Raw genomic sequence first — 21,211 nt, 5'->3', positions numbered from 1 at the left:
ACAGGGGAGGGTTCTGCACTTCCCGTGTCCTGAATTGTGTCGGGAGGACGAGGGGAGCGTGGTGCACCTACTTCCGCTGTCCCTGAGTCAGCGGGGTCTCTGGTATGCGCAGTTGCTGCATCCAGACGTACCTTTCACCACCGCGCAGTACGTAGAGCTCATCGGTGAACTTGACATCGAGCTCTTGCGTGCTGCGTGTGTGCAGGCTGCGCGCGATGTCGAGTCGGGTTTCTTGTTCTTCACCGACGTCGATGGCGTGCCGCACCAATATGTTGACGTCGCGTTCGACGACGATGTTCCGTACATCGACTTCCGTTCCGAGACAGACCCAGAGCAAGCGGCATCCGAGTGGATGACCGAGCGCTACACGAGCCCGTTGGATCTGCTGCACGACCGGTCGATCTTCACGACGGTGCTGCAGATCAGTGACGACCGCTACTTCCTGTCGAGCTACGTCCACCACATCGCGCTCGACGGGCAGGGCGCGGTCAACATGCTCAACCGCGCCGCCGAACTGTATTCGGCGTGGGTCTCCGGCTCCGAGGCGCCGCCGCTCAAGGCGATGCCGATTGCCGACATTCTCGATGTCGAGGCCGCCTATGTGGGCTCGAAGCGTCAGGACACCGACCGTCAGCACTGGCTCGAGCGCCTCGCCGACCTGCCCGAATCCGTGTCGTTCGTCGATCACGAAGCACCTCTCGGGGTGCCGGCACGCCGGGCGAACTCCGAACTCGACGCCGACACCGCGGCCGCCGTCTCGGCGCTCGCCCACGACGCGAACTCCACCGATGTGCCGATCGTCCTCGCGGCGTTCGGCGCGTTCCTCGCCCGGACGACGGGTGTGGTCGACGTCGTGCTCAGCTTGCCCGTCTCGGCGCGCACCACCGCCGCGCTGCGTCGGTCCGCAGGTGTTCTTGCCAACGTCGTGCCGTTGCGTCTGTGCGTGGATCCGGCAACCACACCCGTCGAGCTCATCCGCGACGTGCAGGTGGAACTGAGCAGCACCCTGCGCCACCAGCGGTATCGGTACGAAGACATGCTCGCGGATCTGCGCAGCCTCGGCCGCTCCCGCGACGAGGCGGCGAGCCCGTTCGGGCCCACCGTCAACCTGATGATGTTCCATCCCGAAATCGCGTTCGGCGACGTGACGGGGGAGTACCACCACCAGTCCAGCGGCCCGATCGACGATCTCGCCGTGAATGTCTACCCGGGCGTCGCCGGGCGCACGATGCGCGTCGACTTCGAGGCCAACCCCAATCTCTACAGCGACGAGCACCTCTCGTCGCTGCACAGCCGTTTCCGCGGATTCCTGAAGGAGTTCGTGCAGAACGCGGGTGTCGCGGTGGGCGATCTCGCCCTCGCCGACCCGGCCGAGCTCGACGATCTGGCTCCCGCCCGCGGACGCACCGCGCCCGAGCCGGAACTGCTGCCCGACGTCCTCACCCGCCACGCCGCGAGCGACACCGCCGCCGTCGTGGACGGAACCGACAGCATCACCTACCGCGAACTCGACGCTCGCTCCGATGCGCTCGCTCATGCGCTGGTCGCGGCGGGTGCCGGCCCCGAAGAGCGCGTCGCGGTGCTGCTGGCTCGCTCGATCGATTCGGTGGTCGCGCTGTGGGCCATCGCCAAGACCGGTGCCGCTTACACCCCGCTCGACCCCGAACTTCCCGCCCGCCGCCTCGACCAGGTGCTGCGCGACGTGCGGATCGCCGTCGCTCACGACCACCCGGCGCTGCCCGAGCACGTCACCCGCATCGCGCCGCCCGCCGACGGTTCCGGCGAGACGTTCACTGCCGAGCATCGCCTGCGGCCGCTGCACGTCGACAACACGGCGTGGGCCATCCACACGTCCGGTTCCACCGGCACCCCGAAGGCCGTCGCGGTGGGCCACCGCGGTGTGTCGGCGCTCGTGTCCACGCTGCGCGATCGCTACCGCGCCGACGAGACATCGCGCGTGCTGCACCTCGCGTCGCCGTCCTTCGACGCGTCGCTGCAGGAATTGCTCCTCGCCTTCGACGTCGGCGCGACTCTGGTGATCTGCCCGCCCGACGTCGTCGGCGGACCGGCGCTGGCAACCCTGCTGCGCAGCGAATCAGTCACCCACGCGATCACCGCACCGGCGATCCTCGCCGTCACTCCCGACGACGGCCTGCCCGACCTGCAGGTTCTCGACGCCGGTGGCGAAGCGCTGCCGCAGGCCGTGGCCGATCGCTGGTCCACCGGCCGCACGATGCTCAACGCCTACGGGCCCACCGAGACCACGATCCTCGCGACGCTCAGCGATCCGCTGCAGCCCGGCGCGGGCGTTCCGATCGGCCGACCGATCGACGGCATGACCGCCGCCGTCCTCGACGCCCGCCTGCATCCCGTGCCCGCCGGCGTGATCGGCGAGCTGTATCTCGGGGGACCGGGCGTCGCGCGCGGCTACCTCGGCGCACCGGCCCTCACCGCCGAACGCTTCGTCGCCTCGCCGTTCGGTGGGCGCATGTACCGCACGGGCGACCGTGCCCGCTGGACCACCGACGGGCACCTCGAATTCCTCGGCCGCGCCGACCAGCAGGTGAAGATCCGCGGCTACCGCATCGAACTCGGTGAGATCGAAGCCGCGCTCGTCTCCTTCGACGAGGTGCAGGCCGCGACCGTCACCGTCCACGGCGAGCACATCGCCGCCTACGTCGTGGGCGACGTCGACCCAGCCGACCTCACCGTCCGCCTCGCCGACGAACTACCCACCTATCTGCGTCCGTCGTCGATCACCGTGCTCGAGGCGCTGCCCCTCACGCCGGGCGGCAAGGTCGACCGGCGCGCGCTGCCCGCACCCGAGCGTGCCGTGGCCGTCGGATCTCGGCCGCCCAACGGCCCGACCGAGAAGATCGTCGCCGAGCTGATCGCCGAGCTCACCGGCATCGACGACATCGGAGCCGACGACGACTTCTTCGCGCTCGGTGGCCACTCGCTCGGTGCCGCCCAGCTCGCTGCCCGTCTCGGTGCCGCGTTGGGCCGCGACGTGCAGTTGCGCGACGTCTTCGCCCACCCGACCGTCGCCCGACTGGCGGCAGCCGCGGCGAAGCGACCCGAATCGGAATCGCGACCCGTCGCCACCTCCGACACCGGACCGTCACCGCTCGCCCCCGCGCAGCGCCGACTGTTCCTGCTCGCCCGCGCGCACGGCGACCCGGCTGCCTACCACCTGCCGTTCGCGTTGCACCTCGACGGCGCCCTCGACCTGCCGGCGCTGCAAGCCGCGGTGGTGGACGTCCTCGACCGGCACGAAACCCTCCGCACACTGTTTCGCCTCGAGCTCGACGGCCCCGTGCAGGACGTATTGCCGCTCGATCGCGCCGTCGCCGGTCTCGCTCTCGAACCCGAAACTGCCGAGGGCGACGTCGAAGCGCTCATCACCGAGTGGGCGGCCGAACCGTTCGACCTCACCGCGCAGATCCCGTTCCGCATCCGCCTGCTGCGACTCGACGACGACAAGCATGTGCTCGCCGTCGTCGCCCACCACATCGCGCTCGACGGTGCGTCGTTCGTTCCGCTCACCGCCGACGTCGCCGTCGCCTACCTCGCCCGCACGGCCGGGGAAGCGCCTGCGTGGGCGCCGCTGCCGCTGCACTACCGGCACTACGCGCAGTGGCATCTCGACCGTCTCGGCGATCCGGCGGCGCCCGACACCCGCGCCGGTCGCGAGATCGACTACTGGACACGCACACTCGACGGTCTCGCCGACGCGGCGCCGCTGCCCACCGACCGTCCCCGCAACGGCGGCTTCGGTCCCGCTGCGGCCGTGGATTTCACGGTGCCGGCCGAGCAGGTCGCGGCGCTGCGGTCCGTCGCCGCCGCGCACGACGCCACCACCTTCATGGCCGTGCACGCCGCCGTCGCCGTGTGGCTGGCCGCCTGGACGTCCGGGCACGACATCGCCATCGGCACCGGAACGGCCGGTCGCGACCATCCCGACCTCGACGCGCTCGTCGGCATGTTCGTCGGCACCGTCACGCTGCGGACCAATGTCGACCCGGCGCAGCCGTTCACGGCACTGCTCGCGCAGGCACGCGACACCGACCTCGACGCCTTCGCGCACGCCACCGTGCCGTTCGACTACGTCGTCGACGCTCTGGGCTTCTCGCCCTTCCACGTGATGCTCGCCTACGACAACGTGGACGTGCCCGACCTCGAACTGCCCGGCCTCACGGTGCGGCCGCAGGAGATCGCCTCGGCGCAGGCGCGATTCGACGTCGAGATCTCGCTGCGTGAACTGCGCGACGGATCGCTCACCGGCCGCCTCGTCTACGACACGAAACTGTTCGACGACGACACCATCGCGCGCTGGGTGACCCGCCTGAGCGGAGTGCTCGAGCAGGTCGCGCAGCATCCGTCGTTGCCCGTCGGCGACCTCGACCTCGGCACCCTCTCCGTCGAACCGGCCGAACCCGGCCCGGAAGCGACTTTCGCCGAGATCATCGACCGGTCGCCGGCCTGCGTGACCGAGCCCGGTGGACAGGCCGTCGAGATCCGCACGGCGGCACGACCGCTCGCATGGACGCTGATCGAGCGGGGCATCGGCACGGAAGACCGTGTGGCCGTCGTGCTCTCGCGGTCGACGCGTTCGGTGCTCGCCGCCGCGGCCGTCGCCCTGAGCGGCGCGGCCTTCGTGCCCGTCGACCCCAACCAGCCCGCCGCGCGCATCGCCCAGCTGCTCGGCGCATCCGGCGCGCGGTACGCGATCGTCGACGGCGACGTCGCGCTGCCCGACGGGGTCGAGCCGATCGCCTTCACCGTCGAGGGCGACACCCGCCCGATCGCCGACGCCGATCGCGTGCGGCCGCTGCACGTCGACAACACGGCCTACGTCGTCTACACCTCGGGCTCCACCGGCCGGCCCAAGGGCGTGGTGGTCTCGCATCGTGGACTCGGCCCGCTCGCACAGTCGTTCGTCGAGCGCTTCGACCTGCCCACCATCTCGGACACCGCAACCGAAGCACGGGTGCTGCACTTCGCAACCCCTGCCTTCGACGGCGCGGTGCTCGAATACGTCCTGGCACTCACCTCCGGCGGCACACTGGTGGTCGCGCCCGCCGACCTGTTCGGTGGCGACGAACTCGTGGAACTGCTTCGCTCCGAAGGCATCACCCACTGGTTCTCGACGCCGTCGGTGCCCACCCAGCTCGACCCCACCGGACTCGACGCCCTGCGCACCATCGCGATCGGCGGCGAGTCATGGCCGGTCGAGACCGCCGAACGCTGGGCGCCCGGCCGCACCCTGCTCAACGTCTACGGCCCCACCGAGACGACGGTGCTCGCCACGTCGAGCGACCCCTTCGCACCCGGCGACCGGCTCACCATCGGCACCGGCCTCGTCGGCGTCACCGCGGTGGTGCTCAGCGAACGCCTGCGGCCCGTGCCCGAAGGTGTGACCGGCGAGTTGTATCTCGGGGGACAGGGCGTCGCCCGCGGCTACCTCGACGCTCCCGCGCTCACCGCCGACCGGTTCGTCGCGAACCCGTTCGGCATCGGGCGTCTCTACCGCACAGGCGATCTCGTCCGCTGGACGGGACACGACGACGACCGCGCTCTCGAGTTCGTCGGCCGCAGCGACCACCAGGTCAAGATCCGCGGCTTCCGCATCGAACTCGGCGAGATCGACGCGACCCTGCAGACCCACCCGGGCATCGGCACCGCCGTGACCGTGGTGCGCGGCGACACCCTCGCCACCTACGTGCACAGCCGCAACGGCCGCCTCGACCCGCACGAGATCCGCGAATGGGCCGCCGAGCGTCTGCCCCGGCACATGGTGCCCGCGACCGTCACCGTGCTCGACGCGTTCCCGCTCACCAGCACCGGCAAGATCGACCGCGCCGCGCTGCCCGAGCCTGAGGTCACCGCGACCCGCACCGACGGATATCGCAGCGCCACCGAAGAACTCGTCGCCGGTGTGGTCGCCGATCTGCTCGACCTGCCGAACGTCGCCGGATCCGACGACTTCTTCGCCGTCGGCGGCAACTCGCTGCTCGCGACCCAGCTCGCCGCGCGCCTGCGGGGAGTCGCGGGGCGCCGGGTGGGTGTGCGCGACATCTTCGAGCACCCCACCGTCACCGAACTCGCCAACCTGCTCGCCGAGGAACCCACCGGCGAGCACCTGCCGCTCGTACACATCGACGACGACAGCGACGCGCCGCTCGCACCCGCGCAGCAGCGCATGTGGCTGCTCAACCGGTTCGACGTGGCCGACGGCATCGACGGCGGCGACCACATCGCCTTCGCGCTCGACCTCGACGCCGACACCGACCTCGACGCCGTGCGTGCGGCCGCCGCCACCGTGCTGTCTCGCCACGACTCGCTGCGCACGGTCTTCCCCGACAGCCCGTCCGGCCCGCGTCAGCACGTGCTGCCGTCGGTGACGCTCGACCTCGAGCCCGTCGACGCCGGCGCCGACCTCGATGCGGAGCTGGCCGAATTCGCCCGCGCGCGTTTCGATCTCACCGTCGACCCGCCGATCCGCACCCGGCTGTACCGGACGGACTCCGGCTACGTGCTCACCGTGGTGATCGACCACATCGCCGCCGACGGTCTGTCACTACTGCCGCTCGGACGCGACGCCGTCGCTGCCTACCGCGCCCACCGCGACGGGGAGACGGTGGACCTGCCGGCACCGGCGGTCACCTACCGCGACTACGCGCGCTGGCACCGGGCCGTGCTCGGCGACGAGAACGACCCCGACAGCCTCGCGGCACGGCAGCTCGCCTTCTGGCAGAAGACCCTCGACGACGCGTCGCCGCTGCTCGCGCTGCCCACCGACCGTCCCCGCACCGCGGCGACCACCGGTACCGCAGGTCGCGCGAGCTTCACGATCCCCGCCGAACTGCACGCCGCAGTCGACAAGCTCGCTCGCGCCCACGACGTCACGCCGTTCATGGTGATGCACGCGGCCTTCGCGACGCTGCTGTCGGCACTGGCCGCCACCGACGACGTCACCATCGGCACACCGGTCTCCGGACGCAGCGACGCCGCGGTCGACGACGTGGTGGGCATGTTCGTCGGCACCGTGCCACTGCGTTTGCGGGTGCATCCGCGCCGAACCTTCGTCGACCTGCTCGCCGATACTCGTCGCGCCGATCTCGACGCCTTCGCCCACGCCGACGTGCCGTTCGATCGCATCGTCGACGCGGTGGGTGCCGGCACCGACGCGCACCACCCGTTGTTCCAGGTCATCCTGGCGTACGAGTCGTTCTCGCTCGACGAGTTCACGCTGCCCGGCAGCTCCACGACCATCCGCGAAATCCCGGTGGGCACGGCCCGCGTCGACCTCGAACTGACCGTCCGCGAACGCCGTTCCGAGACCGGTGTGCCCGCCGGTTTGGAAACGATCCTTACGTACGCGGACGAACTTTTGGATTCGCACACGATTGTGCAGTGGCAGTCGTGGTTCGTGCGTATCCTCGATGCCGTTACCGCCGACCCGGCTGTGTCGGTCGGCGGTATCGAGTTGGGCGACGCCGACCTCACCCCCGTCGGCGTCGCGCAACAACTTTCGGCAGAGTCGCTGCCCGAGCTGGTCGCGCAGCGCGTGGCCGACGATCCTGCGGCGGTCGCCGTGGTGGGGGACGGGTACTCCCTCAGCTACGGCGCGCTGTGGTCGCGCTCGGGCGCGCTCGCGAAACTCCTCCGCGAACGCGGCGTCACCGCCGAGGACGTCGTCGCCGTCGCACTGCCGCGGACCCCCGACCTCGTCGTCGCGATCCTCGCCGTCTCCCGCGCCGGCGGCATCTACCTGCCCGTCGACGTCACGCATCCCGCGACGCGCCTGCAGGCCCTGTTCGACGACGCGCAGCCCTCGCTGGTCGTCACCGACAGCGACTTCACCGACGTCCGCGTGCCGACGCTGCGACTCGACGACCCGGAGGTGGCCGGCCGCCTCGACGACGGCGCGCTGTTCGACTTCCCGCTCGTCGCGGATCTCGGCGCCTACATCGTCTACACGTCCGGCTCCACCGGAACCCCCAAGGGCGTGCAGGTGACGCACCGCAACGTGCTGTCGCTGCTCGCCGCGACCGTCGACGAATTCGGACTGCGCGCCGACGACGTGTGGACGCTGTTCCACTCGCCGGCCTTCGACTTCTCCGTCTGGGAGATGTGGGCACCGCTGGCCACCGGCGCGTCTGTCGTGGTGGTCGACCACCTCACCGTGCGCGACCCGGCCGCCTTCGTGGACGTGCTCACGAGCAATCGGGTGACGGTGCTCAACCAGACCCCCACGGCCTTCTACCAGCTCGCCGCCACCGATCACGCACCGCTCGAATACCTGCGGCTGCTGATCTTCGGCGGCGAAGCCCTCGACCCGGAGCGCGTGCGCCCGTGGGCCGAACGTCATCCGCATGTGCGGGTGGTCAACATGTTCGGCATCACCGAGACCACCGTGCACGTGACCTTCGGCGACGCCACCGCGACCGGCATCGGTGCGCCGCTGCCCGGTCTCGCCGTGGACGTGCTCGATTCGTCGCTGCGACCCGCACTGCCCGGGGTGATCGGCGAACTGTACGTGCGCGGAGACCAACTCGCGCGCGGCTACCGCGGACGTCCCGGCCAGACCGCGACCCGCTTCGTCGCCGCCCCCGGTGGCACCCGCCGCTACCGCACCGGCGACCTCGGCCGCCGCGACACCAGCGGTGCCCTGCACTATCTCGGTCGCGCCGACCAGCAGATCGAACTGCGCGGCTACCGCATCGAACCGGGCGAGGTCGAAGCCGCCCTGCTGCGCAGCGAAGGCGTACGCCAGGCCGTCGTGCTGCTGCGCGACGACCGCCTCGTCGCCTACCTCGTCGGCGGCGATGCCACCGCGGCCCTGCGCGACCTGCGCCGCAGCCTGCCCGACCACCTCGTCCCGTCGGCCGCCGTGGTCCTCGACGCGCTGCCGCTCACCGCCAACGGCAAACTCGACCGCGCCGCGCTGCCCACCCCCGACGTCACCGCCGGCGGGGGAGCGGCACCGCACGGACCGGTCGAAGAACTCGTCGCGGACGTGTGCGCCGAACTGCTCGGCATCGCCCCCGGCACCCTCGGCGCCGACGACGACTTCTTCCACCTCGGCGGCAACTCGCTGCTCGCCACGCGCCTCGCCGGTCGCCTGTCGGACGTACTCGACACCGACGTCACCGTGCGCGACGTCTTCGAGAACCGCACCGTCGCAGCGCTCGCCGCCTTCGTCGACGAGAACAGTGAGACCCGCTCGCGCCGCGCACCTCTCGTCGCCGACCCCGACGCGCCCGCCCCGCTGTCGGCGGCGCAGCAGCGCCTGTGGTTCATCAACCGCTTCGACCCGGCGTCCCCGAGCTACAACCTGCCCTTCGCGGTGCGGCTCGACGGGAACCTCGACCTCGACGCCCTCACCGCCGCCGTGACCGACGTGCTCGAACGGCACCGCACGCTGCGTACCGTCTACCCGGCCGCCGACGAGTACACCGTGCTGCCCGCCGCACGCCCCGATCTCGACCCGGTGGCCGTGCCGGAGGACGCCCTCGACGAGTTCGTCCGCGACTACGCCACCACCGGATTCGATCTCACCGTCGAACCCCCGGCCCGCATGCGCCTGTACCGGACGGCACCCGACCGGCACGTGCTGCTCGTCGTCCTGCACCACATCGCGGCCGACGGCTGGTCGCTCACGCCGCTGCTGCGCGATATCGCCGTCGCCTACGACGCCCGCCTCACCGGCGCGACCCCCGAACTCCCCGCGCTGCCCGTCCAGTACACCGACTACGCGCGGTGGCAGCGCAGCGTCGCCGACGAGCAGATCCCGTACTGGCTGGGCGAACTCGCCGAGTTGCCCGACGAGGTGACCCTGCCCGGTGACCGCCCGCGACCCGCGCAGCCCACCGGACACGGTGCCGCCCACACCGTCTCGCTCGACGCCGACCTCGTCCGCGGACTGCACACGCTGGCCCGTGAGGGTCGCGCGACGGTGTTCATGGTGCTGCACGCCGCACTCGCGGCGCTGCTCGCGCGCCACGGTGCCGGTCGTGACATCCCCATCGGCACCGCCGTCTCCGGTCGCGGCGACCCGCAGCTCGACGACGTCGTCGGCATGTTCGCCGGCACCCTCGTGCTGCGCACCGACGTCGACCCCGACGCCCCCTTCACCGACCTGCTCGCGCAGGTGCACCGCCGCGACCTCGCCGCCTACAGCAACCCCGACGCACCGTTCGAGACGCTCGTCGAGAAGCTGCAGCCCGCCCGCAGCGAAGCGCGCCATCCGCTGTTCCAGGTGGCGCTGTCGCAGGCACGACCCGTCGCGTCGACCTTCGCGTTGCCGGGGCTCAACGTCACCGCCGCACCCGTCGACACCGAGACGGTCAACGTCGACGTGCAGGTCACCGTCACCGAACAGCAGGACGGCATCGACCTCGAATTCTTCTACAGCACAGACCTGTACGACGCCGACACCGTCGCCGCCTACGCCGACCGTCTGCGTGCGATCCTCAGCGCGGCCGCAGCCGATCCGGACGTGCGGGTCGGTGAGATCGACCTGCACGGCGACGTCGATTTACCCACCGTCGGCGCCACACCGGGTGCATCCCGGTCGCTGCGGCAGTGGCTCGCGCAGGGTGCGGCCGCCGGTGGCGAGGAACTCGCGATCGTGGACGGCGACCGCGAACTGTCGTATCCCGAACTGCTGTACTACGCCGACGCTCTCGCCGCGCGCCTCCAGCTCGCCGGAGTGCGCCCGGGCGATCCGGTCGCGTGCGCCTACCCGCGCTCGCTCGAATCCGTGCTCGCCGTGTGGGGCATCATCGCCGCCGGTGCCGCACCGATGCTCGTCGACCCCGCCGCCCCCACCGCGCGCCTGGCCGAGATGCTCGCCGACGTGCGCGTGGGAGTCGGTGAAGCGCCGACACTTCCGGCGACCGTGCGGTGGCTCGAAGTGACCTCGGACGACGAGGAGCCGCTCGCCGACGTCGTCGATGCCGCACCCGACGCGCCCGCCTACTTCGTCTTCACCTCCGGCACCACCGGACACCCCAAGGCCGTCACCGTCACCCAGCGCGCCGCGAGCGCGTTCGCCGAGGACATCGGCGAATACCTCGCCGCCTTCCCGGGCGATCGCGTCCTGCACGTCGCGGCACCGTCGTTCGACGCCGCGATGCTCGAGATGCTCACCGCCGGCATCTCCGGCGCGACGCTCGTGGTGGCCGACGCCGACAGTTACGGCGGCGCCGCCCTCGGCGACCTGCTCGACAGCGCCGGGATCACCCACGCGGTGATGACACCGTCGACGCTCGCGACCGTGCCGGTGCGCGACCTGCCGGCCCTGCGCACCCTCGTGCTCGGCGGCGATCGGCTCACCCGCGAGATCGTCGACCGCTGGGGAGACGGGCGCACCCTCGTCAACAGCTACGGCCCGGCCGAGGCCACGATGTTCGTCACCAACTCGCAGCCCTTGCGACCCGGCGACGACATCGTCATCGGCACCCCGGTTCGCGGCGTCACCGTCGAGGTCCTCGACGAGCGGCTGCGTCCCGTGCCCACCGGGGTGGTCGGCGAACTCTACGTCTCCGGACCGCGACTCGCCTCGGGCTACCGCGACGCCGCCGCGCGCACCGCAGCGCGGTTCGTCGCCGGACCCGACGGCCGCCGCTACCGCACCGGCGACCTCGTGCGCTGGACCCGTGCCGGTGCCCTCGAATTCGTCGGCCGCAGCGACAACCAGATCAAGTTGCGCGGTGTGCGCATCGAACCCGGCGAGATCGATACCGCCCTCACCGCGCTCGACGGCGTCGACCGGGCCGTGACGCTCGTGCGCAGCGGTCGTCTCGTCTCCTACGTCACCGGTGAGAACCTCGACGGCAACAACCTGGACGACACAGACCTGCGAGCCCAGCTGCGCACCGTTCTGCCCGCGCACCTCGTGCCCACCGCGATCGTGCCGCTGGCCGCGATCCCGCTCACCTCCCACGGCAAGGTCGATGCCACCGCACTGCCCGAACCCGCCGCCGGCGAAGGCAGCCAACCGCGCACCGAGACCGAAGCGCTCGTCGCCCGCATCATCGGCGACGTCCTCGGCGACGGCACCGCGGTGGGACGCACCGACGACTTCTTCGCCGTCGGCGGCAACTCGCTGCTCGCCACCGTCCTCGTCGGACGCCTGCGCGACGAGACCGGCACCGACGTGCCGCTGCGCACGGTATTCGCGAACCCCACCGTCGACGCGCTCGCCGCCGCCCTCGACGCCGGTGGTTTCGACACCGACGCCGGACCCGTCGCCGTGTCGCCGCGCCCGGAACGGATTCCGCTCAGCCGCGCCCAGCGTCGTCTGTGGGGACTGAGTTCGCTCGCCCCCGATGCCTACCGGCTGCGCAGCGAGGTCAACCTGAGCGGACCGCTCGACCTCGGTGCCCTGCAGGCCGCCCTCGGCGACGTCGCGCTGCGCCACGAGATCCTGCGCACCGACTACATCGTCGACGGCGACGGCGTGTACCAGCAGGTCCACGAGGCGCCGCGCAGCGACCGGTGGCGCGTGCGACTCGAACGCACCGGCCCCGACCAGCACGTGCTGCACCTCGACGTCGACCATTCGATCGCCGACGGCACGTCGTTGAAGCCGCTGCTGCGCGACCTCACCATCGCCTATCTCGCCCGCGTGAACGGTGCGGCCCCGCAGTGGGAACCGCTGCCGCTGCAGTACGCCGACTACGCCCTGTGGGAAGCCGAACGCGGCATCCCCGAACGCGACCTCGAGCACTGGCGGCGCGCCCTCGACGGACTCACCCTCACCGAACTGCCCGCCGACGCCACCGGAACCGAAACCGGTGCACGCAGCGTCGACTTCACGGTGCCCGCCGATGTGCGCGAGGCGCTCGCCGACCTCGCCCGCGCACACGGCGCCACCGAGTTCATGGTGCTGCACGCCGCCCTCTCGGTGCTGCTCGCGCGACTCGGCGGCAGCGACGACATCGCCGTCGCCGCCGTGGTGGGCGGACGCCGCTGGGCGCAGCTCGAAGACCTCGTCGGCCCGTTCCTCGACACCCTCGTGCTGCGCGCCCGCGTGGCCCCCGACATGTCGTTCGCCGGACTGCTCGGCCAGGTCCGCGACTTCGACGTCGCCGCCTTCGACCACGTCGCCGTGCCGTACGAGCAGCTGCTGTCGGAGCGGCAGAGCGGCGCGCCGCAGGTCGCTTTGGCGCTGCAGGACTTCGGAATCGATCCGATCAGCCTCGGGGAGCTCACGGTCGAGGCCCGCGAAGTCCTCGACGACACACCGAAGTTCGACCTGCAGTTCACGCTCGCCCCACGCCCCGCCGGTTACGCCGGCACGCTCGTGTTCGACGCCGCCCGCTTCGCCGGCCGCACCGCCGAACTGCTCGTCACCCGGTTCGTCGCGCTGCTCGGCAACCTGGCGAGCGCACCCGACACGACCATCGGTGAAATGGCCGTCGACGCCCCGGCCGCTGCCCTCGACGGCGGCGAACCGGCCCCGACCCGCACCCTCGCCGAGATGCTGCGCGCCACCGCCGCCGCGCATCCCGACCGCGAGGCCCTGCGCGGCGACGGCAAATCGCTCACCTACCGCGAACTCGACGAACAGTCCGACGCCCTCGCCGACGAGCTGCGGGCCGACGGCGCGCGGGACGGCCGGATCGTCCGCATCGACGCACCGCGCAGCGTCGACTACATCCGCACCCTGTGGGCCATCACCAAGACCGGTGCGGCCTTCACCCATTCGCGGCAGGCAGGGGAGACGTGCCTGCCCGGCACCGCCTACGTCGTGTCCACCTCCGGCTCCACCGGCACCCCGAAGCGGGTCGCCGTGACGCACCGCGGACTCGCCCCGCTCGCCGCCGAAGCCGCCGAGCGCTACCGGGTGGAGCCCGGAGACCGCGTACTGCACGGCTATTCACCCGAGTTCGACGCCGCGCTGCTCGAACTGCTGCTCGCCCACACCACCGGTGCGACGCTCGTCGTCGCACCCCCGGACGTCTACGCCGGTCAGGACCTGCACCGCTACCTCGCCGAACAGCGCATCACCCACTACCTGTCGACCCCCACGGTGCTCGGCACCCTCGACCCCGAGGGACTGCCCGACCTGAAGGTCGTCGCGTCCGGTGGCGAATCGCTGTCGCCGTCGCTCGCGGCGCGCTGGGCCGACGGCCGCGTGATGCTCGACGCCTACGGACCGACCGAGGCCACGATCGTCGCGACCCTCGTCGACATCGAACCCGGCACCCGCCCGAGCATCGGCAAGCCCGTCCCCGGCACCGTCGCCCACGTGCTCGACGCACGCCTGCGGCCCGTGCCGGCCGGCGCGGTCGGCGAGCTGTACCTTGCGGGTGAAGGCCTCGCCGCCGGATATCTCGACGACCCGGCCCGCACCGCCGAACGCTTCGTCGCCGCCCCCGGCGGTGCACGCATGTACCGCACGGGCGACCGCGTCCACCGCCGCGTCGACGACACCCTCGGCTATCTCGGCCGCACCGACCGCCAGCTCAAGGTGCGCGGCGTGCGTATCGAACCCGGCGAACTCGAAGCCACGCTGCTCGCCCAGTCCGGCATCCGGCAGGCCGCGGTGGTCGCGGTGAGCGGCACGCTCGTCGCGTTCGCGGCCGGCCCGGACCTGTCGGCCGACGACATCACCGCGCGACTCGCGCTCGTCGTACCGCCGCATCGCATGCCGACCCGCGTGCACGCGCTCGCCCAGCTGCCCCTCACCCCCAACGGCAAGCTCGACGTCGCCGCGCTCGAACTGCACGACGCCGCCGCACTCGACGACGATGAAGCCCTCGACCGGCCGCTCACCGACGCCGAGGATCTCGTCGTCACCGTCGCCGAGGACGTGCTCGGCGCCCGCCCGGCCGCGCACCGCGGGTTCTTCACCGCCGGTGGTGACTCGCTGTCGGCCGTCGTCTTCGCCGCGCGCCTGAGCGAGGCGTTCGGCACCGACGTGCCGGTGCGCGAGGTGCTCGCCGCCCCCACGCTCGCCGCGCTCGCCGCCCGCATCGAATCCGGCGACGACCAGCGCGTCGCGCTGCGGCACTACGACGACGACACCCTGGCACCGATCGCGCCCGCGCAGCGCCGCCTCGGCATCGTCGCGCGCGCCGAGACCGGCACCGCCGGCTATCTCGTGCCGGTCGTGCTGACGTTGAGCGGCAACCTCGACGTCGACGCCCTCACCGCTGCGGTGAGCGATGTCGTCGACCGTCACCGCGTGCTGCGCACCGCCTTCACCGACGACGTCCAGGTGCCCGTCGACCCGCCGGTGCTCGAACACTCCGCGCCGGAAGACGTCGCCGCAGCCGTGACCGCCACGATCACCACGCCCTTCGACATCACGACGCAGGCACCGATGCGGATCCGGTTGTTCGACGTCGAACCCGGCCGCTGGGTGCTCGCTGCCGCCGTGCACCACATCGCGTTCGACGGCGCGTCCGTCGGTCCGCTGCTCACCGATCTCGCCGTCGCCTACGCCGCGCGTCGCGGGGGAGAAGCACCGGTCTTCGAGTCACTGCCCGTCACCTACGGCGACTACGCGCGCTGGCAGCACGAACTGCTCGGCGACGTCACCGACCCGAGTTCGCTCGCCGCCCGTCAACTCGACTACTGGGCCACCACACTTGCCGGCATCCCCGACGGCCCGCTGCCGTTGCCCGCCGACCGGCCGCGCCCCGCGCAGCCGACGCACCGTGGCGCGCAGATCGTCTCGACGCTCGACGCCGAGACCCACCGTCGCCTCCGGGATGTCGCGCGCAGCCACGACGTCACGGTGTTCATGCTCGTCCACGCGGTGCTCGCCGCGATGCTCGCGCGTCGCAGCGGACGCACCGACATCGCCGTCGGCACCGCGATCGCGGGTCGCCCCGATGCGCGTCTCGACCGGCTCGTCGGCATGTTCGTCGGCACCGTCGTGCTGCGCACCGCCGTCGACCCGTCGCGTCCGTTCACCGATCTGCTGCGTGATGTGCGGGCCACCGACCTCGGCGCGCTCGCGCACGCCGACGTGCCGTTCGACGAGGTCGTCGCGCGCCTCGCGCCGCGTCGCGACCCGTCGTACAGCCCGCTCTTCCAGGTGCTGCTCACGCACCGCGTCGAGGCCGGCGAGGTGCTGCCGCAACTGCCGGACGTGCAGATCGCCGAGACCGACGCCGGGGAACCGGCCGCGCAGTTCGACGTGGTCGTCGAACTCGTCGAGCACGAGGCCGGACTCGACCTGCGCCTGGTCTACGCGACGGATCTGTTCGACGACACCACCGGCGACGCGATGCTCACCGACCTCGTCGCGATGCTCGCCGCCGCCCTCGCCGAACCCGACCGCGCCGTCGGCGATCTCGCCGTGCCGGTGCACGCACCGCTGTCGGCTCCCGCCGTCGCACCGCGCACGCTGCCCGAGATCCTGGAGACTGCCGTCGAGCAGCATCGCGGACGCATCGCGGTGCGCTCCGGCACCGTCGCGTGGACGTACGGCGGACTCGACGCCCGCGCCGACGAGATCGCTTCCGTGCTCGCCTCCCACGGCGTACGACGCGGAGACCTCGTCGCGATCGCCGTGCCGCGCAGCGAGTACTGGCCGCTCGCCGTCTGGGCGATCACGAAACTCGGTGCGGCGTGGGTGTCCGTCGATCTCACCCAGCCCGACGCGCGCAGCGCCGCGATCCTCGCCGACTCCGGTGCCCGCATCGGCCTGACCGTCGGCTACCGCGAATTCGGCCACGTGATGTGGCTCGACCTCACCGCCGACCGCAGCATCGACTTCGATGCCGTCGAACCGCCGCGTCCCGCAGTGACATCCGGCGACCTCGCCTACACGATCTACACGTCCGGCACCACGGGCACACCGAAGGGCGTCGACGTCACCCACCGCGGACTCGCGGCGCTGCTCGACGTGCAGACCGACCTGCTCGACCTCGGGCCGGAATCGCGCGTGCTGCAGGTCGCCTCGCACACCTTCGACGCCGCGGTCTTCGAACTGCTCTCCGCCCACGCGCACGGCGGCGCCCTCGTGATCGCCCCCGACCACACCTTCGCCGGGGAACCCCTGCAGGAGCTGATCGTCGACGAGCGCGTCACGCACCTCAACCTCACGCCCACCGTGCTCGGCACCCTCGACCCCGAGGCACTCGAGCCGACGACGATCGTCGCCGCGGGTGAGACCCTGCCCGGTGCGCTGGTGGGCCGCTGGTCGCGGCACCGGATCGTCAACGGCTACGGACCCACCGAATTCACCGTCGCCGTCTCGTATTCCGCACCGCTCATGGGTGACGACAAGCCGAGCATCGGCACGCCTGTCGCCGGAGCCACCGCCTACGTGCTCGATTCGCGCCTGCACCCCGTGCCGCGCGGCACCGTCGGCGAGCTCTACGTGACCGGCGACAGCACCGCCCGCGGCTACCGCTACGAATCCGGCCTCACCGCAACCCGATTCGTCGCGAACCCGTTCGACGACGGCGGGTCGCGGCTGTACCGCACGGGCGACCTGGTTCGGATCCAGCCGAACGGGGTACTGGACTACGTGGCCCGCATCGACGACCAGGTGAAGATCCACGGCATCCGCATCGAACCCGCCGAGGTCGACGCCGCGCTGCTGAGCCGCCCGGGAGTCGCAGCGGCCGTGACCGTCCCGCATCCCGGACGTGCCGGCGACACCGTGCTCGTCTCCTACATCCAGCCCGAGACCGGCACCGCACCCGACATGGCGGCGCTGCGTCGCGCGCTCGTCGCCGACCTGCCGCGGCACCTGCGACCGGCGAGCATCACCGTCGTCGACGCACTGCCGCTGACGGTGTCCGGCAAGGTCGACCGCGCGGCGCTGCCCGCCCCCGACACCGCGGTCGACGAACCGTATGTGGCGCCGCAGGGTCGCATCGCACAGACCGTCGCCGCGGTGTTCGCCCGCCACCTCGATCTGCCGGTCGACGAGATCTCCGCCGACCGAAGCTTCTTCGATCTCGGCGGCAGTTCCATCGCGGCCGTCACCGTCGCCGGCGAACTGCGCGACGCGCTCGGCGCCGACGTCCCCGTCGAATGGCTGTTCACCAGTACGGATCTCGCCGCTCTGGCCGACCGGATCGAGCACGGCCGCAGCGATGACGACCGCGACCCGCTCGGCAGTATCGTCGAGATCGCCGGTCGCGGTGATGAACGGCCCCCGCTGTTCTGCGTGCACCCCATCAGCGGACTCGCATGGATGTACGCCGGATTGGCACCGCACCTGGACGGCCGCACCGTCTACGGACTGCAGGCAACGGGCTTCGACGACATTCCGGACAGCATCGGCGAACTCGCCGCGCGGTATGTGGCCGAAATCCGTAAGGTGAGGCCCGATGGTCCCTACCACCTGCTGGGCTGGTCGGTGGGCGGCACCATCGCACACGAGATGGCCGTGCAGCTCCGCGAGCACGGAGAGCAGGTCGGTGCGGTAGTGCTGCTCGACACGCTCACGCCCGAGACTGTGCCTGCCGAGCCCCACCCTGCGGCAGAGAACGTACCCGACATCGCCGGGCTGCCCGAAGAACTCGTCGCCGAGGTCCGGCGCCGCACCGACGCCGCCGCGCAGGCCGTCGAAGACGCGGTGCGCCGGCACACCCTCGGCGAATACGACGGCGACATCGTCCTGGTGGTCGCCGCCCCCGATCTCGACCGGCACCCAGATCTCGCCGCCACCTGGCAGCGATATGTGCGCGGTCTCGTCGTCGAACATCCGGTGCCGTTCACGCACTCGGAACTGGCCGATCCGGACGCGGTGCGTGCGATCGGCCCGGTGCTCGACAGCGTGCTCGAGCGCCACGACGACCCCCACACCGCGCCCACCGGGTGCGCACGCAGTGTTACCGCAACGAGGGAGACGCCCTGATGGAAGTACATGATTACCTGCGAATTCTGCAGGCGAGGTGGAGGATCGTCGCCGTCACGACGGTGGTGGCGGTTCTTGCCGCTCTCGGCGCCTCCCTGCTGACCACGCCGCAGTACGAAGCCAAGACACGTCTGTTCGTGTCGACCTCGTCGGGCGCATCGGTGCAGGAGATCTACCAGGGCAACCTGTTCTCGCAGCAGCGAGTCACCTCCTACACCGAACTGCTCGAGGGCACCACCCTCGCGCAGCGCACCCTCGAGAAGCTCGGTCTCGGCGACATGTCGGCCGTCGATCTGGCCGGCAAGGTGACCGCTTCGTCGACTCCCGACACGGTGCTCATCGACACCGCCGTCACCGACGAGTCGCCCGAGCGTGCCCGCGACCTCGCCAACGCGCTGTCGGACGAATTCGTCGTCATGGCACGCGAACTGGAGACCCCGGAGGACGGCGGCCCGCCCACCGCCCGCGTGGTGGTCGAGCAGTACGCAGCCACGCCGTCGTCGCCGGTGACGCCGAAGACCACGCGGAACGTCGCGCTGGGTCTGGCCGTCGGTCTGCTGCTCGGTATCGCCCTCGCGGTGCTGCGTGACCGCCTCGACAACACCATCAAGGACCGCAACGCCGTCGAGGATCTCGCCGGCACCGGTGTGGTGGGTGTGATCCCGCTCGACAAGGCCCGCCAGGAAGAGCCGGCGATCGTCTTCGCGGAAGCCAACAGCGGCGACGCCGAGGCCTACCGCGAGATGCGGACCAACCTGCAGTTCCTCGAGGTCGACAACCCGCCGCGCGCGATTGTCGTCACCAGCTCGCTTCCCAGCGAGGGAAAGACCACCACGGCCGTCAACCTGGCCCTGGTGCTCGCCGAAGCCGGACACTCCGTGGTGCTCGTCGAAGCCGACCTGCGCCGCCCGCGCGTGAGCAAGTACCTCGCCACGCTCGGCGACGCCGGCCTGTCGAACGTGCTCGCGCACACGGCCTCGCTCGAGGACGTGCTCCAGCCGACCCGCTTCGACGGCATGTGCGTGCTCGCTGCGGGCGGTCTGCCGCCCAACCCGTCCGAGCTGCTCGGCTCCGCGCATGCGCGGGAGGTCATCGAGGACCTGCGGTCGCGCTTCGACTACGTCATCATCGACGCGCCGCCGCTGCTGCCCGTCACCGACGCGGCGATCCTCACGAGCATCGCCGACGGTGCGCTGCTCATCGCGCGTTACGGCAAGACCACCCGCGAGCAGTTCGCGCGGGCCGTCGGCAACCTGCGTGCGATCAACGCGCCCGTGCTCGGCACGATCCTGGCGATGACCCCCACCAAGGGACGCGGCACGGCCTACGAGTACCGCTACTACTACTACAGCTCCGACAAGGACGGTGCCGCTCCGGCTGCTGCTCCGGCGGCCGCCCAGACGAGCACGCCGGCGACACAGCGTGTCGGTGCACCGGCCCCGACCGCACCGGCCGCCCAGCCTGCCCCGCAGACGCAGGCACCCGTGGAAGGCCCGGCACGGCCGCAGAACGGTCATCGCCACGTCGAGCCGCCGGCCACGCAGGCCTACCCGGCGCCGAGCAACGACGCCTACCACTACCGCGCTGCGGAGCAGTTCCCGCCGGCGCCGCAGCCGGCAACGGAGCGGTACGGCAGCGAGCCCTACCAGGCGCCGCAGGCGTACTCCTCCGCCGAGCCGCTGTCGCGGCCCGTGGTGCACGCACCGCGGCGCCCGGTGAACGACTCAGGATCGGAGAGCGGCGAGGAGAGGTAGCAACAGGTCGGCGATCTCGGATCCGACCGCGACGAACGTCTCCTCGTCGCGGCCGATCGGATCGACGATGTCCTCCGGCCCGGGTGCAGACATCTGCGCCCGGGCCGTCGTCAGTTCTGCGATGGTTCGCGCTCCGGTGGCCTTCTGCAGCCGGGCAGCCTCGCGCAGTGTGAACGTCACCCGCATCCGGCGCGGGGCGAGCTGGACCACCTTTGCCCGGTGGTTCTCGCTCATCGTGATGATCATGTCGGAGTCCTCCGCGATCTGCGGGGTGATCCGGCGCGCGGCGAATCCGTCCGGATCGCCTCCGAGCTGCTGCAACACGAGGGCAGCGGTGGGTTCCATGCCGTGACCGACCATCGCCCGGGTGCCGGCACTGTGCGCCGAGAGATCTCCGCGACCTTGTTCGGCCGCGTATGCGGTGGTCAGCCTCTCTGCGGTGGGTGAGCGGCAGATGTTTCCGGTACACACATAGAGAATCCGCATTCGGCGATCCTATGGGAGACGCCGTCAGGGTGCTCGGTCCCCGTATACGTCATCCGAACGGCCCTCGTGACCGGTCGGTAACGTTCTGTACCATCGTCGGTGATTTCGGGCGCCGGGGGAAGCTGAAGCG

Annotated in this window: 3 protein-coding genes; 2 read left to right on the top strand and 1 reads right to left on the bottom strand. The window is 71.3% G+C overall.

Annotated features, from left to right (window positions below; translation table 11 throughout):
• The first annotated feature begins 61 nt into the window (after positions 1 to 61).
• Positions 62 to 18,841 (top strand): non-ribosomal peptide synthetase, encoded by an 18,780-nt coding sequence (locus CKW34_RS20120; protein ID WP_059384689.1) that lies wholly within the window; start codon positions 62 to 64, stop codon positions 18,839 to 18,841.
• Complete coding sequence (locus CKW34_RS20115; RefSeq protein ID WP_059384690.1) at positions 18,841 to 20,595, top strand: tyrosine-protein kinase domain-containing protein; 1,755 nt, start codon at positions 18,841 to 18,843, stop codon at positions 20,593 to 20,595. The genes CKW34_RS20120 and CKW34_RS20115 overlap by 1 nt, the downstream gene beginning before the upstream one ends.
• Here the strand turns inward: CKW34_RS20115 and CKW34_RS20110 are convergent.
• Positions 20,566 to 21,081 (bottom strand): arsenate reductase/protein-tyrosine-phosphatase family protein, encoded by a 516-nt coding sequence (locus CKW34_RS20110; protein WP_059384684.1) that lies wholly within the window; start codon positions 21,079 to 21,081, stop codon positions 20,566 to 20,568. The genes CKW34_RS20115 and CKW34_RS20110 overlap by 30 nt on opposite strands.
• Between the last annotated feature and the right edge of the window lie 130 nt (positions 21,082 to 21,211).

This window comes from Rhodococcus rhodochrous (assembly GCF_900187265.1).
Classification (GTDB): domain Bacteria; phylum Actinomycetota; class Actinomycetes; order Mycobacteriales; family Mycobacteriaceae; genus Rhodococcus; species Rhodococcus rhodochrous.
Note: the sequence above shows the minus strand (reverse complement) of the source record. Positions and strands in the feature narration are given on the sequence as shown.